The organism is Hymenobacter siberiensis (assembly GCF_018967865.2).
Taxonomy (GTDB): Bacteria; Bacteroidota; Bacteroidia; order Cytophagales; family Hymenobacteraceae; genus Hymenobacter; species Hymenobacter siberiensis.
The window spans coordinates 2,230,900-2,252,015 of record NZ_JAHLZY020000001.1 but is presented as its reverse complement, the minus strand read 5'-3'; the positions used below and the strand labels follow the sequence as shown (position 1 = coordinate 2,252,015).

At 63.4% G+C, this 21,116-nt stretch carries 11 protein-coding genes; 9 read left to right on the top strand and 2 right to left on the bottom strand.

What is annotated here, in order from left to right; translation table 11 throughout:
* Positions 1-41: 41 nt before the first annotated feature.
* Positions 42-1,271, bottom strand: a complete 1,230-nt coding sequence (locus tag KQ659_RS09995) for a glycosyltransferase (RefSeq protein WP_216688918.1) — start codon at positions 1,269-1,271, stop codon at positions 42-44.
* 4 nt (positions 1,272-1,275) lie between these two features.
* On the bottom strand, positions 1,276-1,650 hold the full coding sequence (locus KQ659_RS09990; RefSeq protein ID WP_216688919.1) for an Hpt domain-containing protein: 375 nt from the start codon (positions 1,648-1,650) through the stop codon (positions 1,276-1,278).
* Positions 1,651-2,438: 788 nt separating this feature from the next.
* Between KQ659_RS09990 and KQ659_RS09985 the strand changes: the two genes are divergently transcribed.
* The 9 genes from KQ659_RS09985 (at position 2,439) to KQ659_RS09945 (ending at position 20,793) form a co-directional block, all read left to right on the top strand.
* Positions 2,439-4,907: a nucleoside/nucleotide kinase family protein gene (locus tag KQ659_RS09985; RefSeq protein ID WP_216688920.1), complete on the top strand. Its 2,469-nt coding sequence runs from the start codon at positions 2,439-2,441 to the stop codon at positions 4,905-4,907.
* Between the two features lie 9 nt (positions 4,908-4,916).
* A complete protein-coding gene (locus tag KQ659_RS09980) occupies positions 4,917-5,648 on the top strand; it encodes an acyltransferase (protein ID WP_216688921.1) in 732 nt (243 codons plus the stop codon).
* A complete protein-coding gene (locus KQ659_RS09975) occupies positions 5,645-6,895 on the top strand; it encodes a glycosyltransferase family 4 protein (RefSeq protein WP_216688922.1) in 1,251 nt (416 codons plus the stop codon). The genes KQ659_RS09980 and KQ659_RS09975 overlap by 4 nt, the downstream gene beginning before the upstream one ends.
* Entirely contained in the window at positions 6,892-8,052 is a 1,161-nt protein-coding gene (locus KQ659_RS09970) for a glycosyltransferase family 4 protein (protein ID WP_216688923.1), read from the top strand. Before KQ659_RS09975 ends, KQ659_RS09970 begins: the two co-directional genes overlap by 4 nt.
* Positions 8,053-8,121: 69 nt before the next feature.
* Positions 8,122-9,360: a DUF1972 domain-containing protein gene (locus KQ659_RS09965; RefSeq protein ID WP_216688924.1), complete on the top strand. Its 1,239-nt coding sequence runs from the start codon at positions 8,122-8,124 to the stop codon at positions 9,358-9,360.
* A 469-nt stretch (positions 9,361-9,829) separates the two neighbouring features.
* Positions 9,830-11,176: a sigma-54-dependent transcriptional regulator gene (locus KQ659_RS09960; protein WP_216688925.1), complete on the top strand. Its 1,347-nt coding sequence runs from the start codon at positions 9,830-9,832 to the stop codon at positions 11,174-11,176.
* Positions 11,177-11,209: 33 nt separating this feature from the next.
* On the top strand, positions 11,210-14,794 hold the full coding sequence (locus KQ659_RS09955; protein WP_216688926.1) for a PAS domain S-box protein: 3,585 nt from the start codon (positions 11,210-11,212) through the stop codon (positions 14,792-14,794).
* Positions 14,795-14,947: 153 nt separating this feature from the next.
* Complete coding sequence (locus KQ659_RS09950; protein WP_216688927.1) at positions 14,948-15,244, top strand: hypothetical protein; 297 nt, start codon at positions 14,948-14,950, stop codon at positions 15,242-15,244.
* Entirely contained in the window at positions 15,241-20,793 is a 5,553-nt protein-coding gene (locus KQ659_RS09945) for a beta strand repeat-containing protein (protein WP_216688928.1), read from the top strand. Before KQ659_RS09950 ends, KQ659_RS09945 begins: the two co-directional genes overlap by 4 nt.
* Positions 20,794-21,116: the final 323 nt, after the last annotated feature.

Below are 21,116 nucleotides of genomic sequence, written 5' to 3'. Positions count from 1 at the left end.
AAGGGGGTAGGGGGAGGTGGTAAGCGTTGGGGAAAGATTGGTTAGCGCGCCGGGGCCAGGGCCGGCACCAGCGCCGCCGGGGCCGGGCTCACGGCCCGCACGGCGGCGTAGAGCTTGGCCACGCTGGCCGCCCAGGTATGACTTTGGGCCAGGGCCACGCCACGGGCGGCGCGCCCGGGGTCGGGCGCTACCAGCACCTGCGCCAGCTGGGCCAGCCATTCGTACTGGTTGCCCGCCAGGTAGGCGTAGTCGGCAAACACTTCCATGGTGCGGGTGCGGGTGGCCACCACGGGCCGGCCCATGGCCAGGTACTCGTCAATTTTGAGCGGGTAATTGCCCTGGGTCACGTCGTTCACGGCCTGCGGATTGATGCACACATCGAAATGCTGCACGTAGGCCGGCAGCTGCGCGGGCGTTTTATTGCCCAGAAAATGCACGTTGGGCAGCTCGTGCAGGGCGCTTTGCCGGAAGTCCGCGTCCTCGGGGCCCACCAGCACCAAGTGGTAGTCGGGGCGCTTGCGGGCCAGGGCCAGCAGCAATTCCAGGTCGAGCCGCACGGTGGTCAGAAACCCGGTGTAGCCGATGCGGGGCAGCGGCACGGCGGCCAGGTCGGCGGGCACTTCGTGCCAGGTTTCGGCCTGGTACAGGGCCAGCACGCAGCCCTGACCGATGTCGTAGCTGTGCGGGTTGGCCTGGTGGGCGTAGTCGGTCAGGTAGGCCGAGTTGGCCGCCACCACGTCGGCCTGCTGCAACAGCCGCGCCTCCGCCGCCGGCCCGTGCCGCCGGAAATACGGCACCGTCACCATGTAGTCGCGCAGGTAATAAATGAACTTACGAGGCTTGAGGAGCCGCCTCAACTCGGTGCCCTGGAAGATGAGGCCGTCCTGCAACAGGTAGGGCGCATCGAAGCCCAGGGTGCGGGCAGCTTTGCGAATGCTACGTGCCAGCAGCCACGCGTTCAGCTTATTCCCCATCGAAAACAAGCGGGCCGAGGTCAGCCAGTTGATGGACAGCACCAGGCAATCGGGGGTGCACAGCCACACGTTGGGTTCGACGTAAGTAAGCCCCTGGGCCCAACCCAGCAGCACCCGAAAGCGCTGGCGCACCGCCGGCCGCCGAAAACCTAACACCAATGCACTGATATCCAGGGGCATATTTACGTATAGCACCCTGTTGTGCCGGGCAAACTCCCGGGCCAGGTTGCGGGCGTTGGTCCCCAGCTTCAGGTCCCAGTCCTGCTGGCACAGCATGATGATGTTTTCCTGGTTCATACGGTCAGGCCGCCAGGCGCAGCTCCTGTTCAAAAAGCCGCACCACCACGTCGGTCGTCGTGGCCACCACCTGCAGAATGGCTAGCAGCTCCAACTTGTCGCGGTGCTGGAAGGCAATGCGCTCCATCTCTTTCAGCAGGCCGGTGCTGGGCTCGATGCGCAGGTTGCCGAAGGTGGATTTCAGGCTGTGGGCATGGTAGGCAATGGTCACCCAGTCCTCACCTTCGATAGTAGCTTTGAGCTGCGCAATCTGCCCGGGCACCTGGTTCACAAACATCGACTGCATTTCCCGCACAAACGCGGAGTTATTAGCCAGCTTACCCAGCCCGGAAAAATCATATAGCGGCCGCGCTGCCGGGGGCATTATTTCAGCAGCCATAAGATGACCAGGGTTCGGGGGAGCGGTTTGGAAGAGGGCCTGGGTTTGCATGTTCAGCTGTAGTAGTGAGGGGGATATACCAAGAGAAAGTGCCTGGGGCGGGCAGCCAACGCCTGCCCCGGTCTGAAGCATCGGGCCTGGGTTACCGGCTGCAAAGCTAATGGGGTGCCAAAAGATTTTTATTTAATATATATTTCAAAATCAATTAATTATAAATAAACAAGCCCTGCAAACACTCCACCTTATAGAGTAAGCATCCAACATCTGGAGTGTGGGCAATTGGCATCCTCGCTTTGCTGCGAGTAGTGGTCGCACAGCTTACCAAACCCACATGGCAGACCGTTGACCGGCAGCCACGGAGTGGTAACGTATCAATAACAGAACCGGGAAGACAGCACGCTCAAGCCCGGTTGGGGCAACACTCGTTGACCAGGCACCGCTCCAACCGGGCTTCGAAAATTAATAATCCCCAGATTTCACCACCGACACCTCGCCGCCAACAGCAGGCTGCCCACCCGCAAAAAAGCCGTCTGAAACGCACGCGTTTCTGGTCCCGCTTCAGGGCTCCCCTGTTGCACTCATCTGCTATCGCATGAGGTCCGCCATCGTCAGGCCCGCCTTTCCCATCCTGCTTTGTTGCAAAAGAAGCGCGCCAGACTACCACTCCAGATGCTGGAAAGCCACTCCACGAGGTGGAGATAAGGCCAAGAGCACCATTAATAAAGCATTAATATTCAATTATTTAAAAATTATATTTTCTTTGGCACCCCATTCGCCCTGGGGCTGGCATGACTCATTCGCTACCCGTTTCCGACCACACTACCAACCCGGCCGATTTGCCCGCGCTGCTGGCCCGCCTGGGCTACGCTCCGGTAGCCACTGGCGGGGTGCGCCTGCGGGGCTGCCCCAACCCCGACGGCAGCCTGCGCTGGCTGTGGCCCACCACCCTGCGGCAGCCCCTGTTCCTAGAGCTGTATAATGCGGCGTCGCCCAAGGCGCGGCTATTTAGCGCCTTCGTGCAGCTGGTGTTCTTCTGCCGGCTGCAGGGGGTGTTTTTTCGGCGTTTGCCGGGCCGGTTTGCGGCAACCGGCCAGCAGGTGTGGCCCCGGGCCGATTTCGCCTTGTTTACCGGCACGCCCGGCCCCAACCGCAAGGCGGTGTGCTGCTACGCATTAGCCCCCGGCCAGCTGGTGTTTGCCAAGCTGCCGCTGGGCCCCGTTGCGGCCGAAAAAGTGCAGGCCGAAACCACTACCCTGCTCGACCTGAACCAGCGCGGCTTCACCGGGTTCGACCTGCCCCGGGTGCTCGACTACGAGCCCGGCCATCTGCTGCAAAGCAGCGTGCAGGTGCCCGGCGCGCGGCGCGCCACGCGCTTCGGGCCGGCCCACGCCAGCTGCCTCCAGGAGCTGCTGGCCACCACGGGCACGCGGCAGCCCCTGGCCGCCAGCAACTGCTGGGAAAGCATTGCCGGGCAGGTAGCCGAGCTGCAGGAGCTGAGCGAAACGCGGGTGCCCTTCGGCTTGCGCACCAAACTCCAGCACCTGCTCGCAACCCTCGACCCCAACCAGGAAATCTCGGTCGGTTTTGCCCACGGCGACTTCACGCCCTGGAACTGCTGGCTGGGGCCCGAGAAGCTGGCCATCTACGACCTAGAGCTGGCCCTGCCCGAGGCCTCGCTGCTCTACGACCTGTTCCATTTTGAGGTGCAGCAGGCCCTGCTCACCACGCACCGGTCGGCGGTTGATATCCGGACACAGGCGCTGACCACGGCCCAGCTGCACTTTGCCACGGTGCCGGCGGCCGAGCTGGGCGTGGCATGGCAGCTGTATCTGCTGCACCAGGTGGCAACCGGAGCGCTGCTCTACCACGCCCAAACGGCCTGGCACCCGCAGGTGAGCTGGCTGCTGAACGGCTGGAATGCCCTGCTCACCCTGGAGCTGGCCCCCACGATGGAGCACCGCCAGCTGGCCATTTTCGACCTGCTCGACTTCGTGCAGCTGCTGACCCGGCCGGGCGTGGTGCTCAAGCCCCGCGCCGCCAACGCCTACTACCCCGCCCCATCTTCCGACCTCGACCTGCTGCTGGAGGAAGCCGATATGGAAGCGGGCGTGCACTTCCTGCGCCATTATCCGCTGGCGCAATCGGCGGTGCTGCGGCCGGCCGCGCACATGCAGTCCGTCGATTGCTTGTTCCTAGACGGCTCCCTGCTGTCCGTCGACTTGCTGCACCAGCTCGAGCGCATGGAGCTGCGCCTGCTCGATACCGAGGCTGTGCTGAGCCAGGCCGAGCGGGCCGTGGCCGGCGTGCCCGTACCCAGCCTGCGCGACGATTTTGTGTACACCTGGCTGTTTTACTGGCTCAACCAGAGCAACTTGCCGCTGAACCACTTGCGGCACTTCCAGCAGCTGGCCGCCGGGCAGCAGGCGGCGCTGCTGGCCCACCTCACCGCCGCCTACGGCCTCACCTTCCACAGCCTGGCCGAAGCCAGCGTGTACGTGCCGGCCAAGGCCGAGCATTTGGCCTTCACCTTGCGCCAGGCCCCGGTCAACCGCCGGCTCCACCGCTGGGCGCGCGGCCTGCGCTACCTGCTGAGCACGGCGGTGGAGTTTGGGCGGCCGGGCGGCCTCATCATCACCTTCAGCGGGGTCGATGGCGCGGGCAAGTCCACGGTGATTGAGCACGTGAAGGAGCGGCTCGAAAAGAAGTGGCGCAAGCGCGTGGTGGTCATCCGCCACCGTCCGTCGGTGCTGCCCATCATCAGCGCCTGGAAGTATGGCAAGCAGGGTGCCGAGGCGCGCAGCGTGCAGAACCTGCCCCGCCAGGGGCAGAACTACGGCCTGGGCTCTTCGCTGGCCCGCTTTGCCTACTACTATGTCGATTATGTTTTTGGCCAGGCCGTCATCTGGCTCAGGCACACCCGGCGCGGCCACGTCGTGCTCTACGACCGGTATTATTTCGACTTCATCAACGACGGCCGGCGCAGCAACATCGACCTGCCCGTCCGCCTCACACAGGCGCTCTACGCCCTCGTGAATAAGCCCCGGCTCAACTTCTTTCTCTACGCCGACCCGCAGGAGATTCTGCGCCGCAAGCAGGAGCTTTCGGCCAGCACCATCACCCAGCTCACGCAGCAGTACAAAATACTGTTTGGGCAACTTGGAGCCCGCTACCGCGACTCCCGCTATGTGCCCATCGAAAACCAGGATTTAGACACCACGCTGGCCCTGATTGGCCAGTACATCCAGCAGGAAATTTAAGCGGCCACCATGAAATCTCTCCTCGAAAAATGGGTGCGCCGGCGCAACCCGCACTTTGCCCTGCACCCCAGCGTGAGCACCGCCGTACTGCTGGGCTTCGGCTTCCAGACGGCCCTGAGCCTGCTGCGCGGCAGCCAACTGTGGCTGCGCGGCCGGGCATCGGGCGGGGCCATGCTGGGCCAGGGCGTCCGGTTTCAGTACCTGGGGCTCATTCGCTTTGGGAAGTTCCTGAAAACGGGCGATAACGTACGCTTCAGCGGCCTGGGTACTGATGGGCTGACACTGGGCGACAACGTGAGCATCGGCGCTTTCAGTCAGGTCATTGTCTCGACTTCGCTCAGCGAGCCGGGCCGGTTTATCCGGGTGGGCAGCCGGGTGGGCATCGGCGAGTTTGCCTACCTGGGCGGCGGCGGCGGCCTCAGCATCGACGACGACTGCATCATCGGCCAGTACTTCAGCTGCCACCCCGAAAACCACAGGCACGCCGAGTTCGACACGCTCATCCGCCTGCAGGGCGTGGTGCGCCAGGGCATCAGCATCGGGGCCAACTGCTGGATTGGCAGCAAAGTAACCGTACTCGACGGTGTGACCATTGGCGCAGGCTGCGTGGTGGCCGCCGGAGCCGTGGTCACGCGCCCGGTGCCGGCCGGCTGCGTGGTAGCGGGCGTGCCGGCCCGCATCATCGCCTACCGCGAACCAGCCGAAACCGCCGCCGCAGAATTAATCAACGCACTCGCATGAACACCGTATTAATCACCGCCTACGCCGTCAATCCCTACAAAGGCTCGGAAGACGGCATGGGCTGGAATTTCATCCTCCAGGCCGCCCGCTTCCAGAAAGTGGTGGCCGTGACGCGCCGCAACAACGGCCCGCACATTGTGCGCTACCTGGCCGAAAACCCCGCCGTGGCCGCCCAGGCCGCCCGCGTCGAGTTTCTCTACTTCGACCTGCCCGCCTGGACGCGCTGGTGGAAAAAAGGCCCGCTGCTCTCGCTAATCTACTTCTACATGTGGCAGCTGGGCCTGGCGCTGTGGCTGCGCGCCCGCCGCCCGGCCGTGGACGTGGTGCACAACCTCAACTTCCACAACGACTGGACGCCCAGCTTCCTCTGGCTGCTGGGCCGGCCGCTGGTGTGGGGCCCCATCGGGCACCACCCGCCCATTCCGGCCAGCCACTTGGCCCGCTACGGCGCGGTGGCCTTCTGCAAAGACCGCCTCATTGGCAGCCTGAAACATTTTTTCTGGCACCTCGACCCATTTTTGTGGCTGACGCGCCGCACCGCCCACCGCGTGCTGTGCATGAACTCGACCGCCGGCCACCGCCTGGGCCGCCCCGCTTCGGCTTTTGAAATCATGCCCTCGGTGGCCATTGACTTGCCGGCCACCGCAGGGGAGCTGAACGCCGGAACAACGGTCAAAACCGGCTTCACGGCCATGATTGCAGCCCGCATGGTGCCGCTCAAGGGCTTTGACATGGTGGTTCTGGCCTTCGCCAGATTCTACCACGCCCTGCCCGCCGCCACCCGCGCCGAGGCCCGGCTGCTGCTCATCGGCAGCGGCCCAGAAGAAGGCCGCCTGAAAGAGCTGCTCGCCTATAATCAGCTGACTGACTGCGTGGTAATCCGGCCCTGGCTGGCCCGCGAGGAGCTGCTCACGCTGTACCAGCAGGCGTCGGTGTTCTTTTTTCCCTCGCACGAGGGGGCCGGCATGGTGGTGGCCGAGGCCATGAGCTACGGCGTGCCCGTGCTCTGCTACGAGAACGACGGCCCCGGCGAGCTTACCCCGGCTGCCTCCACCCTCAAAGTGCCCTACCGCTCCTTCGCGGCCAATGTGGAGGACTTTGCCGCCCAGCTCACGCGCCTGCACCACTCCCCCCTGCTGCAAGCCGCCGAGGCCGACCTGGCCCGCCGCCACGTGGCGCAGCACCACACCTGGGAGCGGCGCGGCCTCCAGCTTCACAGCGTGTACCAACAAGTGCTAGCCGCATGAAAAAGCCCCACATCCTCGCCGTTCACCTGCTCAACGACCGCAGCGGCAGCCCGCTGGTGCTGCGCCAGTCGCTGGAAGTGCTGGCCGAGGCCGGCTATGCCATCGACCTGCTCACGGCCACGCCCGGCGCACCGGGGTTCCTGAGCGACCTGCCCGGCGTGACCACCCACGCGCTGGCCTACCGCTGGTCGGCCAGCGCGTGGCGCACGCTGCTCAACTTTGGGCTGGTGCAGTGGCTGCTGTTCTGGAAAGTGCTGCGGCTGGCCACCGCCGACAGCACCGTGTATGTGAACACCCTGCTGCCGGCCGGGGCGGCGCTGGCGGCCCGCTGCCGGGGGGCGCGGGTGGTGTACCACCTGCACGAAGTGTCGCTGAGGCCCGCGCTGCTACGGCGGCTGCTGTGCGCGGTGGCCGCCCACACGGCCCACCAGGTGCTGTGCGTGTCGGAGCATGTGCGCACGGCGCTGGCGCTGCCGGTGGCCCGGCAGGTCGTGGTGCACAATGCCCTCGCGCCCGCCTTCGTTGCCAAAGCCAGCCAGACGCCCCTGCCCAACCGCAGCCCCGAGCCCTTCGTGGTGCTCATGGCCTGCTCGCTGCGCGACTACAAAGGCATTCCCGAATTCGTTGCCCTGGCCCGAGCCATGCCCGCGCTGCGGTTCGAGCTGGTGCTGAACGCCGCGCCCGCCGCCGTGGCCAGCTACCGGAACCAGATTTTGGTGCCGAACAACCTCACGCTTTTCCCGGCGGCGCACGACATGCACCCGCACTACCAGCGCGCCGCCGTGGTCTTAAACCTCTCGCGGCCCGATGAATGGGTCGAAACCTTCGGCATGACCATTCTGGAGGCCATGAGTTACGGCCGGCCCGTGATTGTGCCGCCCGTGGGCGGCGTGGCCGAGGTGAACGTGCACACCCACACCGGCTTTGCCATCAATGGCCGGCACCTGGAGGCCCTGCAGCAGGCCCTGGGGCTGCTGGCCCACAACAGCGCCTGCTACGTGCGCATGGCCACCGCCGCCCGGCAGCGGGCCGCCAGCTTTGCCCCCAGCCGCTTTGCCGGGCAGGTGCTCGCCACGTTCCGCGCCGAACAGCCCGGGGCCACTGCCCCGGCTCCCACACCGGTGCCCATGGCCCCGGACGCGCTGGCCGGGGCCTGACCGGGGCCGCACGGCCCCGCTTTTCTATCGCAAGTCCTTTTACCTACCTCCTCTGTTCGAATTTTACTGATGTCCACCAACACGCACAAGAAAGTTGCCATTATCGGCACCGTGGGGCTGCCGGCCTGCTACGGCGGCTTCGAAACCCTGACGGCCTACCTCGTCAAGTACCTGCACGAGCAGCACGACCTCACGGTGTATTGCAGCGGCAAAACCTACCCCAAGGCCGAGCGTCGCTCGCACTACGAAGGCGCCAAGCTAGTGTACCTACCCCTGCAAGCCAATGGTATGCAGAGTATTATCTACGATTGCCTGTCTATTCTGCACGCCGTGCTGTTTGCCGATGTGCTGCTGGTACTGGGCGTGCCGGGGGCGCTGATGCTGCCCTTCGTGCGCTGGTTCACCAACAAGAAAGTCATTGTTTCCATCGATGGCATCGAGTGGCGGCGCGAGAAGTGGAGCCCCTTTGCCAAGCGGTTTCTGCGCTGGTCCGAAAACCTGGCGGTGAAGTACTCGCACGCCGATATTTCCGACAACGACGCCATTCAGGACTACACGGCCCGCGCCTACAGCACGAGAAGCCGCGTCATCGAATACGGCGGCGACCACGCCCGCCCGCAGCCCATCACCGACGAGGCCCGGGCGCAGTACCCGTTTCTGGCCAAGCCCTATGCCTTCAAGGTATGCCGCATCGAGCCCGAAAACAACGTGAGCATGGTGCTGGAGGCCTTTGCTGCCCTGCACAGCTACACCTTCGTCATCGTGGGCAATTGGAAGAACAGCGTCTACGGCCGGCGCATTTTTGCCGAGTTCGGCAACGGGGCCTACCCCAACCTGCACCTGCTCGACCCCATCTACAACCAGCAGCAGCTCGACGTGCTGCGCAGCAACTGCGCCGTGTACGTGCACGGCCACAGCGCCGGCGGCACCAATCCCTCACTGGTGGAGGCCATGAGCCTGGGCCGGCCGGTGCTGGCCTTCCACGCCTCGTTCAACAAGGCCACCACCGAGAACAAGGCCATCTACTTCGCCACCAAAGCGGAGCTGATACAGCAAATCAAAGAAACCAGCATGGTGACCTGGCTGGAGCTGGGCCAGCAGATGCAGAGCGTGGCCAACCGCCGCTACAACTGGGCCGTTATCGCCCGCAAGTACAACTACCTCATCCTCAAAGTGGCCGGCATGGTGCGCAAGAACGCCAAAGCCGGCCTTCACTCCCAACTGAGCCAGCTGCCGCCCGCCGACCTGGTGGCCAACCAGCTGGGCCAGTACGCGGCCCTGAAGATGTTCTATGACGACGAAGTGTAGGGCTTCAACAGCGCAGGCCACCTGCATTCGCCCTTTCCCAACCAATGGAGTTGTTTAGAAAGTCACAAAAGGTACTCAACCGGTCATGCTTCGCTGCGCGCTGCATGACCGTTCGGGGACTTTCTAAACAGCTTCAATATTGCCTGTTTAAACAAAACACATAAACCATTTTTTAAACAAAAATGATTGTTTTTCATTTAACGAGTAATATAGCTCATTCATCGTCTTTATTGACTGGTTAATCGTGCATACCTTAAATGTATATTTTTATATTAAAACATAAATAAAATATAAATAATACCAACTTTTATCATTCAGTTACCTGAGATTTATTACATACTTTCAACCTTTCATCTGTACCGGCCTTTTTATAAGGTTGGGGGGTATCGGCCCGGCTGGTTAGTGTATACCGCAGCTAACTAGTCCTTAAGGCGTATCGCGCCACCTTACTGAGCCGGCAAAGTCAACTATGGAATCACCTTTCATCATCTTCATCGTTGAGGATGACCCCTGGTACGGGCAACTGCTGCACTACCACCTGTCCCTTAATCCGGAAAATACGGTTCACCTCTGGACGTCGGGGCAGGAATGCCTGGACAACATGCACTTGCTGCCCGATGTGGTAACCATCGACTTTTCGCTGCCCGACATCAGCGGCGACAAGCTGCTGAGCACCCTGCGGCAGCGCTGGCCCGAGGTGCCGCTCATCGTCATCAGTGCGCAAGATAAAATCGCGACGGCTGTGCACTTGCTCAAGATGGGCGCGTCCGACTACCTGGTGAAAGACGACAACACCAAGGATTTTCTCTGGAATACCGTGCAGAAGCTGCGCGAAACCAATGGCCTGCGCCAACGCGTGAAAAGCCTCGAAAGCCAGCTCCAGGCCAAGTACGATTTCAGCAAAATCATGAAGGGCAACAGCCCGGCCATCAAGCGCATTTTTGGGCTGATGGAGAAAGCGGCCCAAACGCCGGTCAACGTTTCCATCACCGGCGAAACGGGTACGGGCAAGGAGCTGGTGGCCAAGGCCATTCACATGAACTCGGGGCGGCACCGCAAGCCCTTTGTGGCCGTAAACATGGCCGCTATTCCCACCGAGCTGCTGGAAAGCGAGCTGTTTGGGCACGAGAAGGGCGCGTTCACCAGCGCGGTGGCCCGCAAAATCGGCAAGTTTGAGGAGGCCAACGGCGGCACGCTGTTTCTGGACGAAATCGGGGACCTGAACCCCGCCATTCAGAGCAAGCTACTGCGCGTGCTGCAGGAGCGCGAATTGCAGCGCGTGGGCGGCAACGAGCGCATCAAGCTCGACGTGCGCCTCATCACGGCCACGCACAAGAACCTGGCCGATGAAGTGCAGAAAAGCACGTTTCGCGAAGACCTGTACTACCGCATCATGGGCCTGCCACTGCTGCTGCCGCCCCTGCGCGAGCGCGGCCAGGACACGCTGTACCTAGCCAAATACTTCGTGGACGAGTTTTGCCGCGAGTATGGCAAGCCCGCCCTGGTGCTGGCCCCCGACACGCTGGCTAAGCTGCGGGCCTACGCCTACCCCGGCAACGTGCGCGAGCTGAAAACCATTGTGGAGTTGGCCGCCGTGCTCAGCAACGGGCCGGAGATTTCGCCCGCCGATGTGATGTTTGCCCCGGCCGGGCGCGACACCAGTTTCCTGAGCTCGGAAAAGACCCTGCGGGCCTACACCTGCGCCATTGTGCGGCACTACCTAGAGAAGTACGACGGCAATGTGCCGCAGGTGGCCCAAACCCTGGACGTGGGCAAGTCCACGATTTACAAGATGATACAGGACGGCGAAATATAACCGGCCGGCGTTTCCACTTCTCTGACCGTGCCCATGACCCCCAACACTACCCGTGCCACGCTCGAGCACACGCTGCGCCAGCGTGATGCCGAAATCGCCGAATTGCGCGCTCAGCTGGCGGCCGTCTCCGACGCGGCTCCTTTGGGTGAGGGCAGCCCGGCCGAGTTGCAGGAGCAGCTGCAAACCAGCTACTCCGGGCTCCTGCTCAGCGATTCGCGGGGCTGCATCATCTGGGCCAACCCGGCATTGCTGGCCATGTGCCGCTGCACGCTGGCCCACCTGATAGGCCGGCCGCTCTCCGACCTGCCCCCCGACATGCAGTCCAGCGCCGAGGTGCAGGCCACGGTGGCGGCCAGCCTGGCCCGGCAGGAGGCGTTTCAGTTTGAATTGCCAGACCACCCCGCGCAGGAAGGCAAGCGGCTGCGCCTGGATATGCATCCCCTGCACAAAACGTCGCAGGGAGAGTTTGAACTGTTTCTGGGCCTGCTGGAGGACCTTTCGCTTAAGCGGAAGGCCCAGCAGGTATTGGCCGAAAGCGAAGCCCGGTTCCGCATCCTGGCCGAAAGTGCGCCGTGCGTGCTCTACCGCGTGCGGCAGGACAACGATGACCCGCGCCGGTTCACGTACTGCAGCCCCAGGCTGAAGGAACTTTTCGGGATTGATGACATGGAGCACCTGAGCGACTTCGTGCATCCCGATGACCACCCGGCCAATTGGGCCATCTACCAGGCGGCCATCGCGGCCAACGTGCCGGTGATGCTGGAGTGCCGCCTGGTGGTACCGGGACAGCCCTTGCGCTGGTGCCGCCTCAGCTCGGCTATGTCGGGCCAGGACGACTACGGCCGGGACTTCAGCGGCAGCATCGAGGACATTACCCTCAGCAAGCTGGCCGAGGAGGAAGCGCGCCGCAGCATTCTGCGCGGGCTGCTCATGATGGAAGGCCTGGGCATGGGCACCTGGGAATACCACTACACCACAAAACACACGTCGGTATCGCACGAATGGCTGAACATGCTCGGCTACGACGACCAGGTCTGGGACGACGAGAGCATCACCCTCCTCGACTACGTGCATCTGGATGAGATTGCCCTGGTGAACCAGGAGTGGACTTCCTGCCAGAGCGGCGAAAAGGAGCTGTTTGCCTGCGAGCACCGCGTGCGCTGCCACGATGGAAGCTACAAATGGGTGCTGAACCGGGGCATGGTGACCAAGCGCAATGCGCTGGGCACGCCACTTATTTTCACAGGCATCATCGGGGATATTTCGGCGCGCCGGGAAGCCCAGAATGCCCTGGCTACCACGGCGCTGCGCCTCACTACTACGTTTAAAGAGCTGAAGCGCGGGGTGCTGCTGGTGGACGAAAATCACAAGGTGGTGCTGACCAACAATGCCTTTTGCCAGCTCTTCGAGCTCACGGCTGCGCCCGAGGAGCTCATCGGCACCGACTATCACCAGGTGGAAGCGCAGATACAAAGCTGCATTGCGCGGCCGGTGGCCGACGCGCCGGACATGGCCACCCAGGTAGTACGCCGGCTGGAAGAGCGCCTCAACCTGTTTCACATGAGTAATGGGCGCGTGGTAGAGCGCGAGTTCGGGCCGGTTTGGGACGGGGATACGGATATCGGGTTTCTTTGGAAATTTGAGGACATTACCGAGAGCTACAAAGCCAAAAAGGGCCTGCAGCTCCGCGAGGCCAAGTACCGCACCATCATCGACAACATGCAGCTGGGGCTGGTGGAGACGGACCTGGAGAAGCGCGTGCTCTATGCCAACCCGAACTACTGCAACTTTATTGGCTACACCAACGAAGAGCTGCTCGGCAACCCGCTGCCTTCGTTGCTGATGCCCTACGGCAGCCTGCCGCACATCGAGCAGCAATACCAGCTGCGGGAACAAGGGGTGAGCAGCTCTTATGAGATGCCCATCGTGACCAAGGACGGCAAGACGAAATGGCTTTTTACCGGAGCTGCCCCGCTCTACGACCAGGAACATGCCGTGATGGGCACCATTGGCATCAGCCTCGACATCACGCACATGAAACAGCTGGAACAAAACCTGCGCGAAGCCAAGCAGCAGGCCGAGTATTCGGCCAAAACCAAGGAGCTGTTCCTGGCCAACATGAGCCACGAAATCCGCACACCCATGAACGCCATCCTGGGCATGAGCCAGCTGCTGGCCAAAACCCCGCTGGCCACGCGCCAGAGTAATTACCTGCACGCCATCACCACCTCGGCCGAGAACCTGCTGGTTATCATCAACGACATCCTGGACCTGACCAAGCTCGATGCCGGCCAGATGACCATCGAGCAGGTAGGCTTCAACGTGACCCGCCTTTGCGCCCAGGTGGAAAAAACCCTGCTCTACAAAGCGGAGGAAAAGGGGCTGGCACTGAACACCGTCATCGATTCGCTGGTGCCGGACGTGGTGCTCGGCGACCCGTACCGCATCACCCAGATTTTGCTGAATCTGGCCGGCAATGCCGTAAAATTCACCAGCAAAGGCGCCGTAACCATTGAGTGCGAGGTAGCCGGTGTTGAAAGCGGGGCCGTATGGCTGGCGTTTACGGTGCGCGACACCGGCATCGGCATCGACCCGTCGTACCTGAAGTACATTTTTCAGGAATTCAGCCAGGAGGACGTATCCATTACCCGCAAATTTGGCGGTACGGGCCTGGGCCTAAGCATCTGTCGCAGCCTGGCCCGGCTGATGGGCAGCGAAATCGTGATTGAGAGCGAGAAAAACCAGGGCACCACCATTCACTTCGCCCTGGCGCTGCCCATTGGCACCGTCGATGACCTGCCGCCGCGCCGGTCGGCCACCAGCCCCAACGCGCAGGAGCTGCGTGGCAAGCACATCCTGCTAGTGGAAGACAACGAGTACAACCGCTTGATGGCCAAGACACTGCTCCTCAATGCCCATATCAAAGTAACCGAAGCAGAAAATGGTGAATTTGCCATTGCGTGTGTCCGCGAACAGCGCTTCGACCTGATTCTGATGGACGTGCAGATGCCGGTGATGGACGGCTTCGAAGCCACGCGCTACCTGCGCGAGCAAATGGGGCAGACCACGCCCATCATCGCCCTCACGGCATCGGCCACCAGCGGCGAGAAGGAAAAATGCCTGGCCGCCGGCATGGACGACTACCTCACCAAGCCGTTTTACGAGGACGAGCTCCTGCAACTCGTCTACGACTGGGTGCTCCGGCCGCCCGGCCGCCCGCTGCCCCCCGCTGCCCCCCCAAAGGTGGCCCCCGTGCCCCAGCGCCAGCTCTACGACCTGCGGCTGCTGGAGAGCATGGGCCAGGGCGACCAGAAGTTTATCGCGTCGATGCTGCAAACCTTTATCAGCAGCACCGGCACGGCGCTTCGCGACCTGCACGCGGCGCTGGCCGTGGGCAACCTGGCCAGCTTGCAGGCCGCCGCCCATAAGATGTGCCCCAGCCTGCGGCACCTGCACATTCAGCCGGCCATCGAGCTAATGGATACAATAGAAAACTGGGCCGGTCTTTTTTCCTACGACGACCTGCAGCCCATAGTCGAAGTCGTGGACCTGCAATTGCGCGAGGTCATCTTCGCAATGTCGGCCGAGTTGGAAGCCCGCCGCACCGGCGGCGCCTGAGTCCGGAAGTACATGCTCCGTTTTTCAGACATTTATTCTGAAAAACGGAGCTTCAGGCCTGAGTTTACACCTATAACTATCATACTATAAGCTATTTGGCGGCATTAATAAAAATTGGTATAGCAGTGGCTACAGACAGGAAAAAGCCCTGCTATGCCTCCAACTATACTGCTCGAAGAAACCCCCGCCAGCCCAAATTTCCGCCCCAGCACTTCGCGCAAGTGGCTGTGGCAGGTGGGCCTGTTGTTTAGCCTGCTGCCGCTGGGCCGCTGGAGCCGCACGGCATTGCCGCCGGCGGTAGCCACCATCCCGGCGCGGGCCGGGCTCGGGCCGCGCCTGCTGGTGCCGCTTCCGGCGCCGCTGGTGGCCACCCAGCACGAAGTACTGCCGATGCCGGCACGGTACTATCCGGCCGCGCTGCGCCCGGCACTGCCAACTACTGGATTATGAATCTTTTGTGGGCCTTGCGGACCGTGCTACTGAGCACCCGCGTCTGCTTGCCTTTACCGGTGGGCCTGCTAGCCGGCCACGCCATCATTTTCCTTCCTAAATACCACACCTTCATTCCGATGCTATTATCCTCTATTGTCGCACCAACCCGACCGGGCCGGGCCGGGCGCGGGCTGTTGCTGTTGCTGCTTCTGCTGGGCTTTGCCCCCGCCACGCACGCCGCCAACTACTATTGGGTGGGCGGCACCGGCCTCTGGAACGACCTGGACCACTGGGCCAGCAGCAGCGGCGGCAGCGCCACCCACGACCAGGTACCTCAAAGCACCGACAACGTTTATTTCGATGCTAATTCCTTCACGGCCAGCAACCAGACCATAACCATCGATGCCACCGTCACCTGCTTCGATATGGACTGGACCGGAGCCGTGCACGCGGTGGGCCGGGGCGGCACCACCGGCGGCGCGCGCCTCGTGGGCAGCGGCACCGTTGAGGTGAACGGCGACCTGCGCCTGGCCACTGGCCTGGGCCAACAGGACGCCAACGTCAGCCTGCTGGCCACCTCGACGGGGCACGTCCTTGATTTGCAGGCCGTGCCCATCAACGGCTGGCTGAGCTTCGATAGCAAGCTCGGCGGCTGGCTGTTTACCAGCGATGCCAACCTGGTGCAGTACGGCGCGACGCCCAGCCTACTGCTCAATACGGGCTCCATCGACTTTGGCAGCGCCCAGGTATCGTGCTATGGCGTGCGCAGCACGGGCAATCTGTATCGAACCATCCTTTTGAATAACAGCACGTTCAACCTGCTGTCGCCCGTTAATACCTGGGAGTTGTCGGGCACGAACCTGATTTTTGATGCGGGTGCCAGCATCCTGCGGCTGGGAACTACGGTGCGGGCCACGGCCAACGGGTACTCCTTCATCAGCACCGAGCAGGTTTACAACGTGGTGGAAGTAGCAGCCGGAACCACGGCTACCTTTAGCGTAGCGGGCTCGGCTTTTACGAAGCTCCTCATCAATGGCAATACTACCCTGACCAGCGCGGCCGCCATTGGCGGCACGCTGGCCGTGGGCCGCGATGTGGTATTGCGGGCGGCGGCCGGGCAAGCATTGTCCTTTGCCGGTACGGCACAAGTAGTATCGGGCGGCAGCTGCGCCGGCCTAGCCAGCCTGCAATCGAGCGTGCCGGGCAAGGCAGCGGTTTTTAACCGGACCGGGGGCTGGGGCAGTACCGCGCTCACCTACGCGGCGGTGCAGGACGTTGTCTTTAGCGGGAGCGGCGTGCCACTGCCGGCAACGGCCTGCCTGGACCGGGGCAACACCCAGGGAGCAGCATTCAGCACCCTGGCAGTGAGCGACCTGTACTGGGTGGGCGGCACGGGTGCCTGGCACGATGCCAGCCACTGGGCATCGGTCAGCGGCGGCAGTGCCAGCGGCAACAGCTGCCTGCCTTCGCTGGCCACCAACGTGCATTTCGACGCGAATTCCTTTACCGCCAGCGGCCAGGTAGTGACCCTGGACGGCGCCAATGCCTTTTGCCGCGACCTGGACTGGACGGACGCCAATGCCCCGGTTTTCAGCCGCGACGCGGCCAACCCGGGCCTCCAGCAACTGGGCATCGGGGGCTCACTGACGCTCAACACCACGATGACGCTGGCGCTGGCCACCGACCTGGTTTTTTACGGCTACGAAGCTGGCGCACCGAACCCCACGGTGCTAATGGCCAAACAGGTACTGACGGCCAACCTCTACTTCCGGGCCCCGGGCAGCACCTACACACTGCTCGATGCCCTGACGCTGGCACCCGGCATTACCTCGCCCAACGGCCGCATCTACGTAGAAGCCGGCACCCTTGATACCAACAGTCAGGACGTTGCCGCGCAGGGCTTCACCAGTGGCTACGCCGCCACGTCGTCCGTGTTCAGCACGGGCACGGCGGGGGGCGGCCCGGTCAGCGCAGCGCCGGTGGTGGTGAACCTGGGCAACAGCACGCTGACCCTGACGCCCGCCTCCGCCCTGGGCGACGTGGGCACGCGCGCTACCTATACCTGGGACGTAGCGGCCGGGGCGGTGCTCAACGCCGGCACCAGCACCATTCGCATTGGCACCAACGCCACCAACAACCAGCCGGCCTACTTTGTGGCGGGGCTGGGCCAGCAATACCACACGGTGGCCTTCACCGACCCCGCAGCGCTGTCGCTGCCCTGGCTGGTATCGGGCGGCGGCGCGCCGGCCACTTTTGATGAGCTCATCTTCGCCGGCTCGGCCGATATCAATTCCAGCAATGTCTTTACCCAGCAGCTAGTGCTGGCCCCGGGCCACGCCTACACGTTCAACAGCACCACCCAGACCTTTGCCCGCAACGCGCAGCTCAACGCCGTGGGAGGCTGCGGCGGCTTTCTAAGCATTAGCGGCACCAGTGCCACCGCCGGGGCCACATTCAGCAAGCCCGCCGGCGGCATCCTGCCCAATATGGTGCTGCAGTTCACCGCGCTGCGCGATGTCGCTTTCACGGGCGGAAGCACCTGGACGGCCAGCCAAAGCCTCAACAACGGCGGCACTACCGGGCTCGTGTTTACCAGCCCCCCGGTGGCCCGCACGCTGTATTGGGTGGGGGGCACCGGCCCGTGGAGCGCCCAGAGCCACTGGGCCCTGAGCAGCGGCGGCGCGGGCGGCAACTGTGCCCCCAACCAGCTGGACGATGCCCTTTTCGACGGGCAGTCGTTCACCGCTCCCAACCAAGTGGTGACGCTCGATGCGGTGCAGGCAGCCTGCCGTAGCCTCAATTGGGCCGCTGCCACCAATACCCCCACGTTCAGCGGCATCAGCACCAACAAGCTCAGCGTGCATGGCTCCCTCACCTGGAGCCCGGCCATGAGCCAGCAGCTGCTGGGCGAAACCCTGGTGCTGGGGGCGGCCACCATTACCAGCGCGGGGCAGGCATTCGGCGGGGCCCTCACCATCAATGCGCCCGGGGCCACCGTGGGGCTGGCCGATGCGTTGCAGCAGCCCCGCACGGCGGGCGCTGGCCTGACCCTGCTGGCCGGCACCTTCCTTACCAACAACCAGACGGTGCGGTTGCGCAATCTGCTAAGCAACCCCCTGCCCGGCACCGCCCCTGCCGCCCGCGCCCTGCGCCTGGGCAGCTCCACCGTAGAAATCACGGCCGGCAACTGGACCATTACCCAGCCAGCGTCGCTCACTTTTGATGCGGGCACCTCGACCATTTTCCTCAGCACCGGCACATTTTTCAACGGCAACGGCCTCACTTACAATACCGTGCAGCTGGGGCCTGGCATTCTGCACGTGATGGGCGGCAACAGCACCATTGCCACCCTGCTGCTGGCCGGCGTCAATCTTCTCACCGGCAGCAACACCATCACCAGCCAGCTAACCCTGGAGCCGGGCTCAACCTTCCGGTTTGGGGCGGGCACCACCACCACGTTTGCCGCGGCGGCCAACGTGCAGGCCAGCGGCACGGGCACCCGGGTTATCACCCTGCAAAGCACCATCAATGGCCAGGCCTTCATCTGGAGCAAGCCGGCGAGTGCCACTCCCGCCGGCACGGTGTGCGCCAGCTTCATCTACCTGCGCGACAGCCAGGCCCAGGGCGGCGCTTATTTCGAAACTGGCCAGCAGGCTAACAACCAAGGCAATACCAGCGGCTGGAGCTTTGCTACCCTACCGCAGGCCATATCCCGCAGCCAGCAGGTATGTCCGCAGCTTGGGGCGCATACGTTGCGCTTCACGTTCACGGGCCTCGACCGGCTCACCCAGCAGCCCACTGTCCTGGCGGCGGCCCAGTTCCCGCTCACGGTGGTGCTGCGCAACCTCACGGCCGGCACCAACCAGACGATTTCCGTACCCTACGCCACCTACGACCTTCCGATGCCCAACAGCACGGCCACTACCAACTACCAGGTGATAAGCGTGGCCACCAACAGCGCCAGCTGCAGCTCCCTGATTAATACCGGCACGTTCCCGGTGGTGACCGATGGGCCCCTGAATGGCCCGGCCGGACAGTGGACCGGGGCCGGTACCGGCCCCGACTGGCTCGATTGCCAGAACTGGGCCAGCGGCACCGTGCCCACCGCCACCACCAACGTGACGGTGGCCGCCAGCCCGCTGATGCCCGTACTGAACAGCCCCGGGGCAGCCGTGGCCACCCTGCGCGTGCTGCCCGGTGGCCAGCTAACCCTGGGCAGCGCCGCCGAGCTCGCCATAACCGGCGACTGGCTGAATACCGGCACCACCACCCTGGACCCCGCCAGCCAGGTATCGTTCGTTGGCAGCAGTGCCCAAGCGCTGGCCGGCAGCGCTTTTGGCCGCGCCGTGGTAAACAACCCCGCCGGCCTCGTGCTGCAAACCGATGCCGGCACGGCCACCAGCCTCACGCTCACGGCCGGACTCATCACCACGGGCTCGTACAAATGGCTGCATACCAATTCGGCGGCCACCAGCCTCACCACCAGCGGCAGCGGCAGCTACGTGGTGGGCAACCTGCGCCGCAGCATTGCCGATGGCGTGAGCGCCACCTACGCTTTCCCCGTGGGCACGGCGGGCCAGTATGCCCGCCTCGACCTGCTCAGCAGCCAGCTCGCGGGCACCAGCTTTCTCGATGCCCGGTTCAGCCTCAAAACCGACTCCGATGCCGGCCTGAGCTGCACCGAAACTACGCCCAGCGCCCTGCGCTACCTGGCCGTTTACCCGGCCGGCATCTGGACGCTGACGCCCGATGCGCAGCCGGCCAGCGGCACGTATGCCTTGCAGGCCTCCCTGATGCCGTTTGCCAACCTGGTTGATAATGAGTTCGGCCTGCTTCGGCGTCCGGACACCAGCCTCAGTGCCACCGACTGGAGCGCCGGCGGCGGAAGCCTCAGCCCCGGCAACGGCGCGGGCCGCCTCGTGGCCGATGGCTATACCCTACGCAGCAGCTTGCGCACCTTCGGCCAGTTTGGCCTGGGGCAGGCCAAGTCCTTCGCGCCCCTGCCGGTTACCCTGGTTTCGTTTCAGGCCGTGGCGCGCGGGCAGGCAGCCCTGCTCACCTGGACCACGGCCCAGGAGGTAAACAACGAACATTTTGACGTGGAATTTTCAACTGATGGCCAGGCATTTAAGACTATGAAGCGGGTGCCGGGCCACGGCTCCAGCACCGTGGCCCACACGTACAGCTTCACAGATGAGCAGCTCGCCAACTACGGCGCTAAGCTGGTGTACTACCGCCTGCGGCAGGCAGACGCAAACGGTAGCAGTCAGTTCTCGGCCGTACGCACGGTCGCAGTTAGCGGAACTACCGAAGCCTTTGCCGTCTACCCCAGCTTACTGGCCCCGGGCGAGCCCCTGCACTACGCCCTGGGCGAGGCCGTGGCCGCGCAAGCCACCGGGGCCGGGCTCCTCATCTACACCCTCACCGGCCAATGCCTGGCGACGCACGTGCTGGCAGCCGGCGCAACGGGCAGCATTGACACCGCCCGGCTGCTTCACGGCTGGTACCTGGCCCGCCTGCGCCTGGCCAACGGCCGCTTCCTGACGGCCAGCTTCGGGGTGCAATAGGCATCCCGGGGCATCAGAATGTTGACACAAATTTATATTATCCAGCCACTTATGATGCGCGTCAATGGAAAACTGCTTCCGGCTTTTCGTTGACGCGCGGTGCTGTTCGGTAGCCGGTAGCAGCCCGAGGTAGCCAAACCGTTTTTTCAAGAAGCCGCCAAAACCGACCAGCCGGCAAAAAAGCGGGACGCGCCCCCATTCGGCCACCCGAATTCTTTAGCGGCGACTTCCAGCTTTCGGCCAAGGCGGAAGTACCGCCGCACGGCGCGGCCGTTCTATGAGAACCGAAACACGGGAGAAAACACGGCTTTCGGCCCCGAAAT